The following is a 17,828-nucleotide window of genomic DNA, read 5'->3' on the forward strand; positions in this document are numbered from 1 at the left end:
TTACCCCCCCCCATCGTGCTCGGTTTTGCCGCCCGTGGCCCCCGCCCCCCCCCCCCCCCCCCCCCCCCCCCTCGACTCTACAAAGGCAGTCGAGCATGGCTCGACTCTACCGTGCGTTTTTGACGTAGGTGTCGAACCAGTTCAACATTTCCGACACCAGCTGCTCGTTCGATTCCAGCGCGGTGTACCAGTGCGGTTCGTTCGGCAGCATCACCAGGCGGGTGGTGCCGCCGTTGCCACGGATGGCCTGGTACAGCTTGCGCGACTGGAACGGCTCGGTACCCGGGTTGGCATCGTCTTCGCCATGGACCAGCAGCAGCGGCAGCTTGATCCTGTCGGCGTAGAAGAACGGCGAGGCCTTCAGGTACACGTCCTGCGCCTGCCACACCGAGCGACGCTCGTTCTGGAAGCCGAACGGGGTGAACGTCTTGTTGTACGAGCCGCTGGTCGCCACGCCGGCCTTGAACAGGTCGGTGTGGGCGATCAGGTTGGCAGTCATCAGGCCACCGTGGCTGTGGCCGGTGACACCGATGCGGTTGCGGTCGACCACGCCCATGTCCACGGCCTTGTCCACCGCCGCCTTGGCGTCGGCTTCCAGCTGCTCCAGGTAGGTGTCATAGGCGGTCTTCGGGTCGCCGACGATCGGGAACGAGGCGTTGTCGATGATCGCGTAGCCGGCCAGCAGCATCAGGCGGTACGGCTGCAGACGGGTGAAGGTCTGCTGCGAACCGGACACTTGGCCGGCCTGGGCGGCGTTGGCGAAGTCGGCCGGGTACGCATACAGGATCGCCGGCACGCGCTGGCCCTCCTTGTAGCCCGGCGGGGTGTACAGGGTGAAGGACAGATCCACGCCGTCGGCGCGCTTGTAGGTCACCAGCTGCTTCTTGATCTGGCGCACTTCCGGGGTCGGGTCGACCAGCTTGGTCAGCGCGGTGGCGGTGGATGCGAACTGCGCCTCGCCGTCCTTTGCTGCGGCAACCGCCTCGCCCTGCTGGCGCACGAACGCGTTCGGCGCGTCCATCACCGACTGGTGCCAGGTCAGGTAACGGCCCGGGGTGTTGCTGAAACCGAGGAACTGCTCGTAGGCATCGGCATCGCTGCGGAACAGGCGCTCGCTCTTCAGCGAACCCAGGTCCAGACGGTCGAGGAACGGACGATCGCCCTGCGGCGAAGCGCCCTGCCCGCGCAGGAACACGAAATTGCCTTCCTGGCGAACGACCGCGGCGCCGTTGGGCAGGCGCTTGAACACCAGCTTGCCCGGATCGCCGTACAGCTCATCGCTGGACATGTCCCACAGCAGGCGGCCTTCCTTCTTCGGCTGGTCGACATCGACGATGCGGGTCTGCACCCAGTGGCGGTTCTCGTCGTTCTCGAACATGAAGGACACCGCCGGATCCGCCGACCAGGCCAGGCCTTCGAAACGCTGTGCGGTGCGGGCGATTTCCACCGGCTTGCCGTTGAACGGGGCCTTCAGCATCAGCACGCGGTCACGGTGCGGCACGCTTACCTTCCAGTCGCCCTTGTCGAGCGCTTCGGCATAGACCAGGGTGGCCGGATCGGTGGAGCGCCAGTCGAAACCACGCGGGCCTTCCGGCACGCCGTGCACGGGCACGCGGTCGGCCAGCGGCAGGCTGGCGATGGCGGTGGTCTTGCCACTGGCGATGTCCAGCACCGCAACATCGTTGGCGAAGCGCTGGTAGGTCACCGCGTGCGAGAACGGCGGTTTGATCGATTCGGTCAGCACGTGCACGCCATCAGGCGCGGCGCTGACGTCATTGAAGATGGCGGCGCTGCCGACCGGGCGCATCTTGCCACTGGTGGTGTCGACCACGGCCAGCTGCGAGGCGCCGTAGTAGGCGAACAGCTTTTCGTCATGCGCGCTGGCCAGCGTGTCGCGGGCTTCGTAGGTGCTGCTTTCGCCGCTGCTGCCCAGCGATTCCTGCGCGTCCGGACCGGTCGGCACGCCGCCGTCGGACGGGGCTGCGCCCTGGTTGGCCGGCACCAGCTTCACCAGCAGGTTCTGGCTGCCACCCAGCCATTGCACGGTGCTGCCGAAAATCGGATTGAGCTGCACGCCCGGCATCTGCTTGACCTGGCCGGTGGCTGCATCACCCACCCACAACTGCACGCTGCTATCGACCGCGTTCTGGAACGCGAAGTGGCTGCCATCGGCCGACCACTGCGCCGCACCGGCACAGCCCTGCGGCAGATCGACCTTGGTGGTCTTGCCGCTGGCAATTTCGACCAGGCTGAAATCTGCGACGCAGGCCGGAATGCCGTAACCACCGGCGGTGTCGTGGCGGCTGCGGTTCTTCGGTTCCAGGCGCACGCCGGCCAGCTTCAGGTAGGGCTGTGCCACACGGGCGATGGATGGATAGGTCTGCGCGGTGGTCAGCAGCAGGCGCTGCCCGCTCGGATCGACATTCGGCGCCGGCGGCGGCGGAGCCTTCAGCACCTTGAGCAGGTGCTCCGGCGGCTTTGCGTAGTCGGCAAGCGCCGGGCCAGCGGCCAAGAGGCCGACGGTGGCAACGGCAATGGCCGCCGCCAGAGAGGTGCGATGGATGAGCATCCTTGATCCCCTGGGGTGTGATTGGGCACCCGCCAGACAGCGGGCATCGGCCGAATCTAGCACCCCGGGGTGGGTTGTGAATGGGCCGGAAGGACTAGTGGCCGGATGCTGCAAACCCCACCGGCCCTCGCCTTACTGCTGCGCGTGCAGGTCCCACGTGGTCAGGTAATCGGGGTCGACCACGATCTCGCCGCCCGAGCGCAGCCGGTACTCACCCGGTTCCGCGGGCCGGTACTGGTCGAGCATCGGCGGCAGGTAACGTTCATGGCCATCGGCCTCGTCGGCCAGCACCACGCCTTCCTCGGCACTGATGCGCAGCACCGTGCCCGAATACTGCTGCTGGTCCCGCATCTGGCCATCGCCGCCGTAGCGGGTAATGCCCACCAGTACCACTTTGCCGATCATCTGTTCGACCTTGGCGTCGTCCAGGGTCGGCAGCAGGGGAATGGATTCGTCATTCATGGGTGCACCTCCAATGCCTGCAAGTACATCGTGGAAACGCTTGAAGGATGGCAGCTCTCGTACACCACGGCCATCCTGGCCGGTTCATGCTCCCCAAGGCTGGATGCTGCCACCGCAGGCGGCAGGGTGGAGTGAAGACTGTAGAATTCGTTCATGCGCGCCGTTCATGCCCTCCGCTACATCACCCCGCTCCGCGAAGGGGGCTCGCTGCCCGCCGTGGTCGAGACCGACGACGACGGCATGGCCGTGCTCAAGTTCCGTGGCGCTGGCCAGGGTCCGAAGGCACTGATCGCCGAGCTGATCGCCGGCGAAATGGCCCGCTCGGTCGGCCTGCCGATTCCGGAAATCCTGTTCGTGGAGCTGGACAGCGAGTTCGCCCGCACCGAACCGGACCCTGAAATCCAGGACCTGATCCGTGCCAGCGAGGGCCTGAACCTGGGCCTGGATTACCTGCCCGGCGCGATCAACTACGATCCGGCCGCGATGCCGGTGGATGCGGACCTGGCCTCGCGCCTGGTCTGGTTCGATGCGTTCACCAGCAATGTCGATCGCACCACGCGCAACCCCAACCTGATGGTCTGGCACCGCAAGCTGTACCTGATCGACCACGGTGCGGCGATGTACTTCCATCACGACTGGGCCAACGCCGGCGACGCCTGCGAAAAGCCCTTCGTACTGATCCGCGACCACGTGCTGCTGCCGTTTGCCAGCCGCATTGCCGAGGTGGATGCCGAGCTGGCCGCGCGCCTGCCCGATGCGGAAATCGAGCGCATCGTCGGCCTGGTGCCGGACAGCTGGCTGGTGGACGAACCGGCCTTCGACAGCCCGCAGGCCTACCGCCAGGGCTACATCAACTACCTCAAGCACCGCCTGAAGGTGCGTGCGGTGTTCGTGCAGGAGGCCGTCCGTGCCCACGCTGCACACGTATGACTATGCGGTCATCCGCGTGGTACCGCGGGTGGAACGCGAAGAGTTCATCAACGTCGGGGTGATCGTCTCCTGCCCCGGCGCACGCCATCTGGAAGCCGCGATCGAGATCGATGCAGCGCGCCTGCGGGCGTTCGCGCCGACGCTCGACCTGGAAGCGCTGCAGCCGTGGCTGGATGCCATCGTGGCGATCTGCCGCGGCGACGCCAACGCCGGCCCTATCGCACAGCTGCCCGCGCGTGCGCGCTTCCATTTCCTTACGGCCAAGCGCAGCTCGATCGTGCAGATGTCCAGCACGCACGTCGGCCGCACCGCCGATCCGGCGGGCGTGGTCGAGCACCTGATGACGAAGATGGTGCGGGTGCCGCGCTGACGGGGTTGGCTGACGGGGTGCGGCCGACTGGATGACGTCGACAGGGTAGAGTCGACCGTTGGTCGACTACCGCGCACAGCGCGGGGCTTCGGTGGATCGTAAATTGCCGTCGACCAACGGTCGACTCTACCCCCGGTCACGCTCGGTCTGCTGCGCCAGCACCAGCAGCTTCGCCTGCAATGGCGTGCTCTCACGCACCTCCAGCAGCTTCAGTGGGCCGGTGGACTCGCGGAACTCCAGGTAATCCTGCGGGGTGCTGCCGTCCTTCTTGGCGCAGCGTGCGCGGCGCCCATGCACAGCAGCATCAACAGCGCCCACAGCAAGGGGCGGGCGGAAAGACAGCGCACGAACATTGCGATTCGTTCGCAGACGAGGCGTGACGCCATCCTAGCCCAACGCCACGACGGGGTAGAGTCGACCGTTGGTCGACTGCCCTTCGCGACCCGCTGAAACCCCGCGCTGCGCGCTATAGTCGACCAACGGTCGACTCTACCCCGCCTCGATGTCATCCAGCGGCCAGCGACACCATCCGTACGGGCATTCCCCCAGCCGGGTTGCCAGTCCTGCACGGATGGGATTGGCCAGCACGAATATGGCGATTCCTTCGCAGACGAGGTGTGCGACCATCCTAGCCCAACGCTACGACGGGGTAGAGTCGACCGTTGGTCGACTGCCCTTCGCGACCCGCTGAAACCCCGCGCTGCGCGCGATAGTCGACCAACGGTCGACTCTACCTCGCCTCGGTGTCATCCAGCAGCCAGCGACACCATCCGTACGGGTATTCCCCCAGCCGGGTTGCCAGTCCTGCACGGATGGGATTGGCCAGCACGAATATGGCGATTCCTTCGCAGACGAGGTGTGCGACCATCCTAGCCCAACGCTACGATGGGGTACAGTCGACCGTTGGTCGACTGCCCTTCGCAACTGTCCTTCGCGACCCGCTGAAACCCCGCGCTGCGCGCGATAGTCGACCAACGGTCGACTCTACCCCGCCTCGATGTCATCCAGCGGCCAGCGACACCACCCATAGGGGTACTCGCCCAGCGTAACTGCCAATCCTGCCCTTATGGGATTGGCCAGGATATAGCGCGCATGTTTGTGGAGCGACTCTTCAGTACGGATCGCGTGGTCGTAGTAGCCCGCGTGCCAGACGGCGCCGGCGCTCCCGCGGTGCTGGTTGATGAGCAGGCCACTGCGCGACTTGAAGCGCTGCACGCAGTATCCGAGCGACTTTTCACGGAGCTGGAACAACCAATGCAGGTGGTCAGGTATGATTACCCACGCGAACGAGGTGGTCAGGCCTTGATCGTCCAATGCTTCCAGCACCTGCATGAGGATGTGGGCGTGACCGGGATCGTCGAAAATCCGACAACGATCCCTGCAGACCATCGTGATTGCGTACACGTTGCCGACGATGGAGCGCCGACCGACGAGGAGTTGTGGACTGGGCATGTGGTTGAACATGCCCGTTGTGGTCACCTTCTGGCATCGGCGCGATGCCGGTTCAGCCTATAGGGAAAAGACCCGACGCCGGCTGGGTAGAGTCGACCGTTGGTCGACTGCCCGGCGCAGCGCAGGTCTTGGCACCTCGCGAAGGGCAGTCGACCAACGGTCGACTCTACCTGGCGCAGCGCGAGGTCCTGGCGTGCCGCGAAGGGCAGTCGACCAACGGTCGACTTTACCCGGCGCAGCGCAGGTCGTGGCACCTCGCGAAGGGCAGTCGACCAACGGTCGACTCTTCCCCATCATTTCGGCAGCGCGTAGGCCATCACGTAGTCGCCCTTCGGGGTTTCCATGAAGTGGTGCCCGGCCGCGACGATCACCACGTACTGGCGGCCGTCCTGTTCGTACACCATCGGGTTGGCCTGGCCACCGGCCGGCAGCTTGACGTGCCACAGCTCCTTGCCGGTCTTCAGGTCGATCGCGCGCAGCAGGTCATCGGTGGCGGCGGCTATGAAGATCAGGCCGCTGGCGGTCACCACCGCACCACCGTTGTTGGGCGTGCCAATCTCGATCGGCAGGCCGGAGCGGATGCCGAACGGGCCATTGCCACGGGCGCTGCCGAACGGGCGGTCCCACAGCAGCTTGCCGGTGCGCAGATCGACCGCGCGGATGCCACCGTAGGGCGGCTGCTTGCACAGCAGGCCGGTGAACGGCAGGCGCCAGCCAGCGTTGACGTCGATGGCGTACGGCGTGCCGACCTGCGGATCACCCGCTCCTTCGGCACCGCCCTTGTCGTGGGTGATCTCCTCGCGCGGCAGCCAGCCCTTTCGATCGGCTTCGGCGCGCGGCACCAGCCGGTTGTAGTTGGGCATGTCGTTGTAGTTGGCCACGATCACGCCGCGACGCGTATCGATGGCCACACTGCCCCAGTCCGAACCGCCGTTGTAGCCGGGGTACTCAATCGAGTGGTGGTCGGCGCTCGGCGGCGTGTAGAAGCCTTCGTAGTGCGCCTTGCGGAACTGGATGCGGCACACCAGCTGATCAATCGGAGTGATGCCCCACATGTCCTGCTCGGTCAGATCGTGCTCGCGGCGCAGCGTGTGGTAGAGCGAGAACAGCTGGGTGGGCGAACGCTGCTCCGGCTCGGCACCCCCACCGGGGACCTTGCGCTCTTCGGCGGGGGTCAGCAGCTGGCCGGTGCGGCGGTCGAGGATGTACATGTCGCCCTGCTTGGTCGGCAGCAGGATGGCCGGCACCTTGCCCTGCGCGGTCGGGTAGTCGATCAGGCTGGCCTGCGAACCCATGTCGTAGTCCCAGACATCCTTGCGCACAGCCTGGAAATGCCAGGCCGGCTTGCCGGTGGTCACGTCGATGGCCACCAGCGAGGTAGCGTATTTGTTCTGGTTCTCGCTGCGGGAGCCGCTCCAGTAATCGCCTGCGGAATTGCCCATGGGCAGGTAGACCAGGCCCAGCGTTTCATCGCCGGTGGCGGCGGTCCACATGTTCGGCGTACCACGCGTGTACTCCTTGCCCTGTGCTGGCAGGCCGGTCAGTTCCGGCTGGTCCATGTCCCAGGCCCAGCGCAGTTTGCCGGTCACCGCGTCGTAGGCCTGGATGACGCCCGAGGGTGCATCGCGGCGCTGGCCGTCCAGCACCTGGTGGCCGGTGACGATGACGCCGCGCACGATGGCCGGCGGCGAGGTGATGGAGACATAGCCCGGCGGCGTCTTGCCCATGCCCAGGGTGATGTCGACCTGGCCGTTGTTGCCGAAGTTGGCGCACGGCTTTCCGCTGTCCGCGTCCACCGCGATGATGCGGCCGTCCAGGGTGCCTTCGATGATACGCGCGGTGCAGGCCGGACGGTTGCCGGGCACGCTGGCCGCGCGCGGCGTCGGCGGCGGCGCCGGCAGCGCCAGGTCTGCGGCCGCGTCAGCCAGTGCGGCATCGACCGCAGCGGCGCCACTGGGCTGCTCGTAATAGGACACCCCGCGGCAAGCGGCAGTGTACGGAATCGAATCGTCCTTCACCTTCGGATTGAAGCGCCAGATCTCCTTGCCGGTGCTGGCGTCGAGCGCGATCAGCTGATTGCGCGCGGTGCAAAGATACAGGCGGTTACCGATCTTCAGCGGCGTGGTTTCCGCGCCCCAGCGGTTTTCAGGCAGGTCGCCGGTGCGGAACTGCCAGGCCGGCTGCAGCGTGGCCACGTTGTCCGGGGTGATCTGCTGCAGCGGCGAGAAACGCGTCGCAGCGTTGTTGCGGCCCCACGCGGCCCAGTCACCGTCGGCCGGGCGGTCTGAGGGCTGCAGGCCCGTGGTGTCCTCGGTGGGATCGATGCCGGTCGAGGCAGGCACGTCCGGGAACGGCTGATCGCCGCGCACTTCGCCGTGTGGCACGAAGGCCAGCGCGAACGCCGCCACGAAGACCAGCATCAACAGGCCTGCGACACAACGCGATGCACGACGCGAAAAAGGCTGCTGCAGCGTCGGCGCCAGCAGCGCCATCACGATTGCCAGCGCGGTCACCAGGCCCAGCCGTGGCACCCAACGCCAGTAGGTGCTTCCCGATTCCCACCACGTCCACAGCAGGGTGCCGATGAAGATGACGGCGAACAGCAGCGCAGCGCTGCGGCGGTTGCCCCACAGCAGCACGCCGCTGACCAGCATGGCGATGCCGGCGATGGCGTAGTACCAGGAACCGCCCAGGGTGAGCAGCCAGACGCCGAGGCCACCGATGACCGCGCCGAGCAGGATCAGCAGCAGGGAGAGAACGGTAGCTACCGGGTGCCGGCGACGCGGCTGGAGGGTCTGGCCATCGGGTGGGACAGCGGTGGGGGCGGCAGGCATTTCTGGCTCCAGGGCGCGACCATAGGGTCGGTTGGACGGGGGATTCCACCGCGGACGCCATCGTCCGCTGGTTCACCCACCGTTATCCGCCCCTGCCTGTGAAATGAATGCGTTTTTTGCGGGCGGCGACGCCCGCGGCGCGTTTTGGCCAGATCCCGCAAACAACGACGCCGGCACAAGGCCGGCGTCGTCGGGTACCGCTCATCGCGGCAGGATCACTCCTGCCCGGCATCCTCGCTGCTGGCAGCAGCCGGTGCGCCGTCGGTCGCGGCCGGGGCGGCGGCTGCCCCCTCGTCCTCGTCCTCGTCGATCGAGGCATCCATGCGCTCCACCGCCTGCAGCTTCTCGTCCTTGGACAGGCGGATCAAGGTGACGCCCTGGGTGTTGCGGCCGACGCGGCTGATTTCAGAACCACGGGTACGCACCAGGGTGCCGCCATCGGAGATCAGCAGGACTTCGTCATCCGAGCCCATCAGCACCGCGGCGACCAGCTTGCCGTTGCGCTCGGTGGTCTGGATGCCGATCACGCCCTGCGTGCCACGACCCTTGCGCGGGTAGTCCGGCAGCGGGGTGCGCTTGCCGTAGCCGTTCTCGGTGGCGGTGAGGATGTAACGCAGGCTGGCGTCATCGGCGCCGTCGATCACCGCATCGCCATTGGCTGCGGTCTCCTCGACACCGTTGTCGTCCTCGTTCTCGTCCTCGCTGCCGCCGGCACTCTCGGCCACGATCAGGCTGACCACTTCCTCGCCGGCCGGCATCTTGATACCGCGCACGCCGGTGGCGGTACGGCCCATCGAGCGGACCTTGTCCTCGCCGAAGCGCACGGTCTTGCCATTCGAGGCGAACAGCAGGATGTCACGCTCGCCGTCGGTCAGGCCGACGCCGACCAAGGCATCGCCCTCGTCCAGATTGATCGCGATCTTGCCGCGGGCCAGACGGAAGGCGAACTCGCCCAGCGGGGTCTTCTTGACCGTACCGTTCTTCGTAGCAAAGAACACGAACTGGCCATCGGCGTACTCGCGCACCGGCAGCACGGCCTGCACGCGTTCGCCCGGTTCCAGCGGGATCCAGTTGATGATCGGACGGCCGCGGGCGTTGGAACCGGCTTCGGGCAGCTGGTACACCGGCAGCCAGAACACCTTGCCCGAACTGGTGAAGGTCAGCAGCGTGTCGTGCGTGTTGACCAGCCACAGCTGTTCGATGAAATCCTCTTCCTTGGTCGACGCGGCACTGCGGCCACGGCCACCGCGGCGCTGCGCGCGGTACACGCTCACCGGCTGGCGCTTGACGTAGCCGGCGTGCGACACGGTGACCACCACGTCTTCCGGCGCGATCAGGTCAAGAATGTCCAGGTCTTCTTCGCTGTGGCGGATCTCGGTGCGACGCTCGTCGCCGAATTCTGCCTTGACGTTGACCAGTTCCTCACGGATGACCTGGCGCAGGCGGTCGGGATCTTCCAGGATGTGGATCAGCCCGGCGATCACTTCCAGCAGCTGCTTGTACTCTTCGGTCAGGCGGTCCTGCTCCAGCCCGGTCAGGCGATGCAGGCGCATTTCCAGGATCTGGGTGGCCTGGATCTCGGTCAGCTGGTAGCCGCCCTCGATCAGGCCCACGCCCTTGGGCAGGTCGTCCGGACGCGAGGCTTCGGCACCGGCGGCGCCGAGCATCGAACCGACCAGACCCGGCTCCCACAGGCGGGCGAGCATGCGTTCGCGCGCTTCGTTGGGGTTCGGCGAGGTCTTGATCAGTTCGATCATCTCGTCGATGTTGGCCAGCGCGACGGTCAGGCCTTCCAGCACGTGGGCACGGGCGCGCGCCTTGCGCAGCTCGAACACGGTGCGGCGGGTGACCACTTCGCGACGGTGGCGGACGAAGGCCTCGAGCATCTGCTTGAGGTTCATCAACTGCGGGCGGCCGTCGACCAGCGCCACCATGTTGATGCCGAACACCGATTCCATCTGCGTCTGCTGGTACAGGTTGTTCAGCACAACCTCGGCAGATTCACCGCGCTTGATCTCGATGTAGATGCGCATGCCGTCCTTGTCGGACTCATCGCGCAGCTCGCTGATGCCTTCGATCTTCTTTTCCTTGACCAGCTCGGCGATCTTTTCGATCAGACGCGCCTTGTTCACCTGGTAAGGAATTTCAGTGACGATGATCGATTCGCGGCCGTTGTCGGCCACTTCGATATCGGCACGGGCACGGATGCGCACGCGGCCACGGCCGGTGCGGTAGCCGGCGACGATGCCGGCGGTGCCGTTGATGATGCCGGCGGTCGGGAAATCGGGGCCTGGGATGTACTCCATGAGGCCGTCGACGTCGATCTCCGGGTTGTCGATCAGCGCGATGCAGGCGTTGATCGACTCGCTCAGGTTGTGCGGCGGGATGTTGGTGGCCATGCCCACCGCGATACCGGCCGAACCGTTGACCAGCAGGTTCGGGAACCGGGTCGGCATGACCGTCGGCTCCAGTTCCTTTTCGTCGTAGTTCGGCTGGAAATCGACGGTTTCCTTGTCGATGTCGGCCATCAGCTCATGCGCGAGGCGCGACATGCGCGCTTCGGTGTATCGCATCGCTGCGGCGGAGTCGCCATCGATCGAGCCGAAGTTACCCTGGCCATCGACCAGCATGTAACGCAGCGAGAACGGCTGTGCCAGACGCACCAGCGTGTCGTACACCGACTGATCGCCATGCGGGTGGTACTTACCGATGACGTCACCGACGATACGCGCCGACTTGAAGTAGGGCTTGTTGCTGTGCGCGTTCAACTCGTTCATCGCGAACAGCACGCGGCGATGCACCGGCTTGAGGCCGTCGCGCGCATCCGGGAGCGCGCGGCCCACGATCACGCTCATGGCGTAATCGAGGTAGCTCTTGCGCATCTCGTCTTCCAGGTTGACCTGGATGATTTCCTTGGCGGTTTCTGCCATTCGGGTTCCGTTGTCTGGTAGCGGTCCAGTCCGGCGCAGCCCTCTGCAGGAGGGGGTCGTGCCGGAACCTCGATTCAACCTGTGGATACTACCACAACAGGCCGTTTTCCGCCTCCTTTTACGGGGATTTTACCGGCACAAATCAGGAACTTAGGGGATACCGCAGACCCTGTAGAGCGGAACCCATGCCCGGCTGCGGCGGATTCCCCTGCGGAGCCGAGCATGGGCTCGGCTCTACAGACATCCTCGATCCTGTCCCGCCTCAGGCGCCGAAGGCGGCGCGCATGTTCCCGGCGGTCGGGTTCAGGATGACCCCGCGCTCGGTCACGATGGCGTCGATCAGCTCGCCCGGGGTGACGTCGAACACCGGGTTCCAGGCAGCAATGCCCTCGGCCACGGTGCGGGTACCGCCCACGCCGTACAGCTCGCCCGGGTCGCGCTGCTCGATCTCGATCTGGCTGCCGTCCACGGTGTCCATGTCCACCGTCGAGGACGGGGCCACGACCATGAACTTCACCCCGTGGTGGCGGGCGGCGATGGCCAGTTGGTAGGTGCCGATCTTGTTGGCGGTATCGCCGTTGGCGCAGATGCGGTCGGCACCGACGATCACCCACTGCACCGCGCCGGTCTTCATCAGGTGCGAGGCGGCGGAATCGGCGATCAGGGTGGCGTCGATGCCATCCTGCTGCAGCTCCCACACGGTCAGGCGCGCGCCCTGCAGCCACGGCCGGGTTTCACCGGCAAAGACGCGGGCGATGCGGTGCTGGGCCATGCCGGCGCGGATCACGCCCAGCGCGGTCCCGAAACCGGCGGTGGCCAGCGAGCCGGTATTGCAATGGGTCAGCACGCCGCTGCCGGCATCGATCAGGCCCGCACCCAACGCGCCCATGTGGCGGTTGGCGGCCAGGTCTTCCTCGGCGATCGCCTGGGCCTCGGCTTCCAGCAGCGCCTTCCAGTCGGCGCCGGCGGCGGTCAGGCAACGGCGCATGCGTGCCAGTGCCCAGGCCAGGTTCACTGCGGTCGGGCGCGAGGCGTTCAGCCGCTGCAGGGCCGGCTCCAGCTGCTGCAGCGCATGCGCGCCGTCGGCGGCCTGCACCTCGCGTGCGGCCAGCACCACGCCCCAGGCGGCGGCAATGCCGATGGCCGGTGCACCGCGCACGGTCAGCGCGTGGATGGCGGTGGCGACATCGTCGCTGTCATGGCAGACCACGTGTTCGACCACGAACGGCAGCTTGCGCTGGTCGAGCAGTTGCAGGGCATCGCCGGTCCACAGGATCGGGCGGATGTGGTCGTAGCGGGCGTAGTCGAGGTCGGTGGCAGTGTTCATGGGCCCATTGTAGGGCCACGCCCCGCGTGGTTGGAGCCTGCCGGTGCTCAATTCACGGAGAAATCGGCGCGGCAGCCGCCGTCCACCCAGATGCCGTTGCGGCTCCAGCCCCAGGTCCTGCCTTGCTCACAGGGGGTGCCGGACAGCTGCTTGATGACCTTGGCCTCGGTGGAAATGGTGGCGCCGCAGAAGCGCCGCCGCTTGGACTTGGATTCGCAGGTCAGCTTGCGGGCCACGTCGACGAAGCGACCCGCATCGTCAGCCACTTCGAAATCGCCCTGGCAGCCGCGGCTAGTCCAGACTTCATTGCGCTTGTAGCCCCAGCCCTGCCCTTCGCGGCACGGCAGCACCGAGAGCTGGCGCAGCAGTCGCACCGGCGCGCCATCCAGCCGCACCGGACAGCTCTGCGGGCGGCCATTGGATTCGCAGCGCACCACGCGACGCACCAGGTGCCTGCTCCTGCCCTCGCCAGCAGCGGCGGAGCTGGCAGACCCTTCAGCGCCGCGCGCTCGGAACTCGGCACGGCAGCCCAGGGTCACCCACACGCCACTGCGGTCGGTACCCCACTCGCTGCCACGGATACAACTGTTGCTCGACAGCTGGCGCACCAGGTCGACGCCGTTGCTGACGTCCATGTCGCAGTGCACCCAGCCCATGTCGCGCGATTGGCAGGTCACCACTTCGCCGTCGTAGCCCGCCGCCTGGGCAGACGCCGACGACGGCAGCAGGCCGCCCCATATCGCCATGGAGTACACCGGTGCCGCGACGACCGCAAACCACTTGACCAAAGCATTCCCCAACGGAGCGGATGAACCACGATGCCAGTGTCCTGCATCAGGCGTGATAAGAGCATCATCGTGCTTGCTGAATCAAGCGCGAAATCCGTCGTTGTTGTTCAGGCGCAGCGTTCGCGCGGTCGTTCAGGCGCGGGCGAAATCAAATGCAAGGACATCGGCGATGCGCGGCGTGCGGTTCATCGCCATCAGCAGGCGGTCCACGCCGACCGCCACGCCTGCACAGGCCGGCATCGCAGGCAACGCGGACAGCAGTGCCTCATCCAGCGCAGGCTGCACCTGGCCGCGTTCGTGCCGACGCTGCTGGTCCAGCTCGAAGCGCGCACGCTGTTCGCCGGCATCGTTCAGCTCGTGATAGCCGTTGGCAAGCTCGACCGCACCCAGGTACAGCTCGAAGCGCTCGGCCAGCGGCGGCGTGCCCGCGCGGATGCGCGCGAGCGCGGCCTGGCTAGCCGGCCAGTCGTGGACCACGGTCATGACCGCGTCATCGAAGTGCGGTTGGATGCGATGGGTCATCAGCAGGTCCAGCCAGTCGTCGCGGGTCAGGCCGACCGGGTCGATGTGCACCTCACCCAGCGCCTTGCGCAACGCCCCTTCGTCCGCGTTGAACGGATCGACACCCGCGTGCTGCTGGAACAGCTCGCGGTAGCTGAGCACGCGCAGGGTCGCCGTGCGCCCGACCAGCACCAGCGCTTCGCGCACCAGCTCGGCGGTTTCCTGCATCAGCCGATGGTGATCCCAGCCCACGCGGTACCACTCCAGCATGGTGAACTCGGGATTGTGGCGACCACCGGCCTCACCGTTGCGGAACACCCGGCCAAGCTCGTAGCAGTCACCCACGCCGGCAGCGAGCAGGCGCTTGAGCGGGAATTCCGGCGAGGTACGCAACCAGCGGCGGCGGCCACCGGCATCGACGTGGCCACTGAAATCGGTATGGAAACTGTCGATGTTCGGCTCGGTGTTGCCAGCCACCGAGAGGATCGGCGTCTCCACTTCCAGCACGTCACGCTCGGCAAAGAAGCGGCGCAGCAGCGCGTTGAGCGCGGCACGCTGCTGCAGCGCGCGCATGAGGGCCTCGCTCACAGAATGCCCTCCGGGCGCCGATGATCCAGCGGCAGGGTCAGCAGATCGCGTGTGTCATCGATATAGCCGCTGGCCAGATACAGGCGCCGTGCCAGCTCGTTGTGGTGATTCACCTCCAGGCGCATGCGGCTGACGCCGCGCCCGCGCGCACGCTGTTCGCAGGTGGCCAGCGCCTGCTTGCCACGGCCGCGGCCGCGCGCGCGGTGCGCCAGGTACAGCTCGTCCAGCAGCACGAAGTGACCGCCCTGCTCCAGGCTGAAGCCCATCGCGATCACCGCGTAGCCGCAGACCTCGCGCGCCTCATCCAGCCAAAGCAGCACTTCGCCGTTGCGCGGGTCGGCCAGCAGCGCATCGACGCCGCGGCGTACGCGTGCGTCATCGAATTCGATCTTGTCCTCGGCGTAGAACTCGCGCATCAACGCGATCAGCACGTCCTCATCGGCGCGGGTGGCCAGGCGGAAATCCAGCGGGGCGGTCTGCATCGGGTGTCCTCTCGTGCATCAGGCCAGGCGCGCGTGGCGCCCGGCGGGTTCATCATTCGTGTTCGGCCAGGTAGGCCAGCAGGCGGTCTTCATCCCACACCGGCACGCCCAGCGACTGCGCCTTGTCCAGCTTGGAGCCGGCCTCGCTGCCCGCCACCAGGAAACTGGTCTTCCTGGAGACACTGCCGGACACCTTGGCGCCCAGCGCCTCCAGGCGGTCCTTGGCGGCATCGCGGGTGAGCTGGGACAGCGTGCCGGTGAGCACCACCGTCTGCCCATCCAGCGGACCGGCCACAACCTCGGCCAGCGCCGGCGCCTTGGCCAGGATGTGCTGCATCTCGGTGTCCGCCGCCAGCAGCATCGCGCTATGGCCATCGGTTTCCAGCCACTGGGCGACGCCACGCGCGGTGTCATCGGGCAGGCCGGCATTGACGAACTGGCCATGCTCGGCGTCGAGTACGGCCTGCGCGCTGGTCAGCACCGCCACCAGCTTCTCCGCGCGCAGACGGGTGATGCCGGGAATCTCGGCCTCCACCAGCAGCTGGGCCAGGTCCAGGCCCTCACGCAGCTTCGCGCTCGGCGGATGGGCATCGCGGATGCGAACCTGGCCGACCTGAAGCAGCGCGTCGATGGCGTCCTGGTTGCCTTGCTGCTCGAAGAAGTGGCCCAGCGAGCGCGCCACTTCGCCACCGATATCCGGCACACGCTTGAACAGCGGCCACGGCAGGCGGCGGATCAGCGCCAGATCACCAAACCACAGCGCCAGCGCCTTGGCGGTGCTCTCGCCCACGTGCTCGATGCCGAGCGCGAACAACAGCCTTTCCAGGCTGGCCTCGCGGCTGGCATCGATCGCAGCGATCAGGTTGTCCGCCCACTTGGTCGCGATCTTCCTGCTGTTCCATTCGAAGGCGACCGGCTGCACCAGCGCCTGCGCGCGCCATGCCGGGTCCTGGCCGTCGAGCTTGAGCACCGCCTTCAGCACGTCGCCACTGCCTTCGGCCGGCAGATGCGGCTTCAGGTTGTTGGCCAGCGCCGAGGGATCTTCGGCATCAAGCACCAGCTTCAAGTGCAGCAGCTGGTCGCGGCTGAGCCGGTACAGGTCGGCGACGCGCTTGACGATGCCGGCGTCGACCAGGGTTTCGATGTACTTGTCACCCAGGCCGTCGATATCCATCGCGCGGCGCGAAGCGAAGTGCGCGATGGCTTCCTTGCGCTGCGCCGGGCAGGACAGTTCGCCCGAGCAGCGCCACGCGGCGGCACCTTCCTCGCGCACGATCTCAGAGCCGCACACCGGGCAGCGGGTGGGCATCTGCCACGGGGTGGTGCCCTGCGGACGACGGTCGAGGATGACGCTGACCACTTCGGGGATGACATCGCCGGCGCGGCGCACGATCACGCTGTCGCCCACGCGCACGTCCAGGCGCGCGATCTGATCGGCATTATGCAGGGTGGCGTTGGATACGATCACCCCGGCCACGGCGACCGGCGCCAGGCGCGCGACCGGCGTTGCGGCACCGGTGCGGCCGATCTGGATCTCGATCGCTTCCACGGTGGTGCTCTGTTCCTGTGCCGGGAACTTGTGCGCGATGGCCCAGCGCGGTGCGCGCGAAACGAAGCCCATCGCCTGCTGGCCGGCGCGGTCATCCAGCTTGTAGACCACGCCATCGATATCGAACGGCAGCCCGTCGCGGCGCTCGCCGATGTCACGGTAATAGCCGAGCAGGCCGTCGGTGCCGTCGACCACCTTGCACAGCTCGCTCACCGGGAAGCCCCAGGCACCCAGCTGCGCCAGCGTGCCCGAATGGGTATCAGGCAGTTCGCCGCCCTGCACTTCGCCGGTGCCGTAGGCGAAGAAGCTCAGCCTGCGCTGCGCGCTGATCTTTGCATCCAGCTGGCGCAGCGAACCGGCCGCGGCATTGCGCGGGTTGGCCAGCACCTTGCCGCCGTGCTGGCGCGCGCGATCGTTGTAGGCCTCGAAATCGGCACGCGCCATGTAGACCTCGCCGCGCACTTCCAGCACGTCCGGCCAGTCCTGGCCGTGCAGCCGCTTGGGGATGTCGCCGATCTCGCGCAGGTTGGCGGTCACGTCCTCGCCGGTGCTGCCATCGCCGCGGGTGGCGCCCAGCACGAACTGGCCGCCTTCATAGCGCAGGCTGATGGCCAGGCCGTCCATCTTCGGTTCGGCCGAGAACTGCAGGCTGCGGCGTCCCAGGCGCTCGTCGATGCGGCGCACGAAATCGGCCACTTCCTCATCGCTGAAGGCATTGGACAGCGACAGCATCGGCACCGCGTGGCGCACCTCGGCGAAGCGGCCGGACGGACGCGCACCCACCTGCTGGGTGGGGCTGTCGGCGCGGGCCAGTTCCGGGTACTCCTGCTCCAGCGCTTCCAGCTCGCGCACCAGCCGGTCGTAGTCGACGTCGGGGATCTCCGGCGCGTCCAGCTCGTGGTAGGCGCGGTTGGCCTGGGCGATCTGCCGGCGAAGGTCTTCGGCGCGTTCGGCGGGGCGGGAGCTCATCGGGATCCGATACTTCTGGGATGGCAGGGAATTCTACCGCGCCCGGGTGTCAGGCCTCGTCATGCCCGCTCCGCCAG

At 66.9% G+C, this 17,828-nt stretch carries 13 protein-coding genes and 1 pseudogene; 2 read left to right on the forward strand and 12 right to left on the reverse strand.

What is annotated here, in order from left to right:
• Positions 1–106 precede the first annotated feature (106 nt).
• Positions 107–2,569, reverse strand: coding sequence for a S9 family peptidase (locus tag FJU31_RS12450; RefSeq protein WP_150455029.1), 2,463 nt, complete (start codon positions 2,567–2,569; stop codon positions 107–109).
• 132 nt (positions 2,570–2,701) lie between these two features.
• Complete coding sequence (locus tag FJU31_RS12455) at positions 2,702–3,031, reverse strand: hypothetical protein (RefSeq protein WP_150455030.1); 330 nt, start codon at positions 3,029–3,031, stop codon at positions 2,702–2,704.
• Between the two features lie 153 nt (positions 3,032–3,184).
• Between FJU31_RS12455 and FJU31_RS12460 the strand changes: the two genes are divergently transcribed.
• Both FJU31_RS12460 and FJU31_RS12465 read left to right on the forward strand, forming a co-directional pair.
• On the forward strand, positions 3,185–3,961 hold the full coding sequence (locus tag FJU31_RS12460; protein WP_150455031.1) for a HipA family kinase: 777 nt from the start codon (positions 3,185–3,187) through the stop codon (positions 3,959–3,961).
• A complete protein-coding gene (locus tag FJU31_RS12465; protein ID WP_150455032.1) occupies positions 3,939–4,331 on the forward strand; it encodes a DUF3037 domain-containing protein in 393 nt (130 codons plus the stop codon). Before FJU31_RS12460 ends, FJU31_RS12465 begins: the two co-directional genes overlap by 23 nt.
• A gap of 126 nt (positions 4,332–4,457) precedes the next feature.
• Here the strand turns inward: FJU31_RS12465 and FJU31_RS19300 are convergent, their stop codons facing one another.
• From FJU31_RS19300 to ligA, 10 genes and pseudogenes are all read right to left on the reverse strand, one after another.
• Positions 4,458–4,628: a hypothetical protein gene (locus FJU31_RS19300; RefSeq protein ID WP_188115497.1), complete on the reverse strand. Its 171-nt coding sequence runs from the start codon at positions 4,626–4,628 to the stop codon at positions 4,458–4,460.
• A 433-nt stretch (positions 4,629–5,061) separates the two neighbouring features.
• Positions 5,062–5,169 (reverse strand): annotated as a pseudogene (locus tag FJU31_RS19645) (REP-associated tyrosine transposase); the annotation flags it as partial.
• Between the two features lie 146 nt (positions 5,170–5,315).
• Positions 5,316–5,783 (reverse strand): REP-associated tyrosine transposase, encoded by a 468-nt coding sequence (locus FJU31_RS12470; RefSeq protein WP_150455082.1) that lies wholly within the window; start codon positions 5,781–5,783, stop codon positions 5,316–5,318.
• Positions 5,784–6,076: 293 nt separating this feature from the next.
• Entirely contained in the window at positions 6,077–8,617 is a 2,541-nt protein-coding gene (locus FJU31_RS12475) for a membrane-bound PQQ-dependent dehydrogenase, glucose/quinate/shikimate family (protein ID WP_150455033.1), read from the reverse strand.
• Between the two features lie 215 nt (positions 8,618–8,832).
• Positions 8,833–11,547, reverse strand: coding sequence for a DNA gyrase subunit A (gene gyrA, locus FJU31_RS12480; RefSeq protein WP_150455034.1), 2,715 nt, complete (start codon positions 11,545–11,547; stop codon positions 8,833–8,835).
• 262 nt (positions 11,548–11,809) lie between these two features.
• Positions 11,810–12,874: an S-methyl-5-thioribose-1-phosphate isomerase gene (gene mtnA / locus FJU31_RS12485; RefSeq protein WP_150455035.1), complete on the reverse strand. Its 1,065-nt coding sequence runs from the start codon at positions 12,872–12,874 to the stop codon at positions 11,810–11,812.
• A gap of 47 nt (positions 12,875–12,921) precedes the next feature.
• Positions 12,922–13,662, reverse strand: coding sequence for a DUF3011 domain-containing protein (locus FJU31_RS12490; protein WP_150455036.1), 741 nt, complete (start codon positions 13,660–13,662; stop codon positions 12,922–12,924).
• Between the two features lie 132 nt (positions 13,663–13,794).
• Entirely contained in the window at positions 13,795–14,751 is a 957-nt protein-coding gene (gene epmA / locus FJU31_RS12495; RefSeq protein ID WP_150455037.1) for an EF-P lysine aminoacylase EpmA, read from the reverse strand.
• On the reverse strand, positions 14,748–15,233 hold the full coding sequence (locus FJU31_RS12500) for a GNAT family N-acetyltransferase (protein ID WP_150455038.1): 486 nt from the start codon (positions 15,231–15,233) through the stop codon (positions 14,748–14,750). Before FJU31_RS12500 ends, epmA begins: the two co-directional genes overlap by 4 nt.
• Positions 15,234–15,285: 52 nt before the next feature.
• Entirely contained in the window at positions 15,286–17,751 is a 2,466-nt protein-coding gene (gene ligA, locus FJU31_RS12505) for an NAD-dependent DNA ligase LigA (RefSeq protein WP_150455039.1), read from the reverse strand.
• Positions 17,752–17,828 lie beyond the last annotated feature (77 nt).

Source organism: Stenotrophomonas cyclobalanopsidis, from assembly GCF_008710035.1.
Classification (GTDB): domain Bacteria; phylum Pseudomonadota; class Gammaproteobacteria; order Xanthomonadales; family Xanthomonadaceae; genus Stenotrophomonas; species Stenotrophomonas cyclobalanopsidis.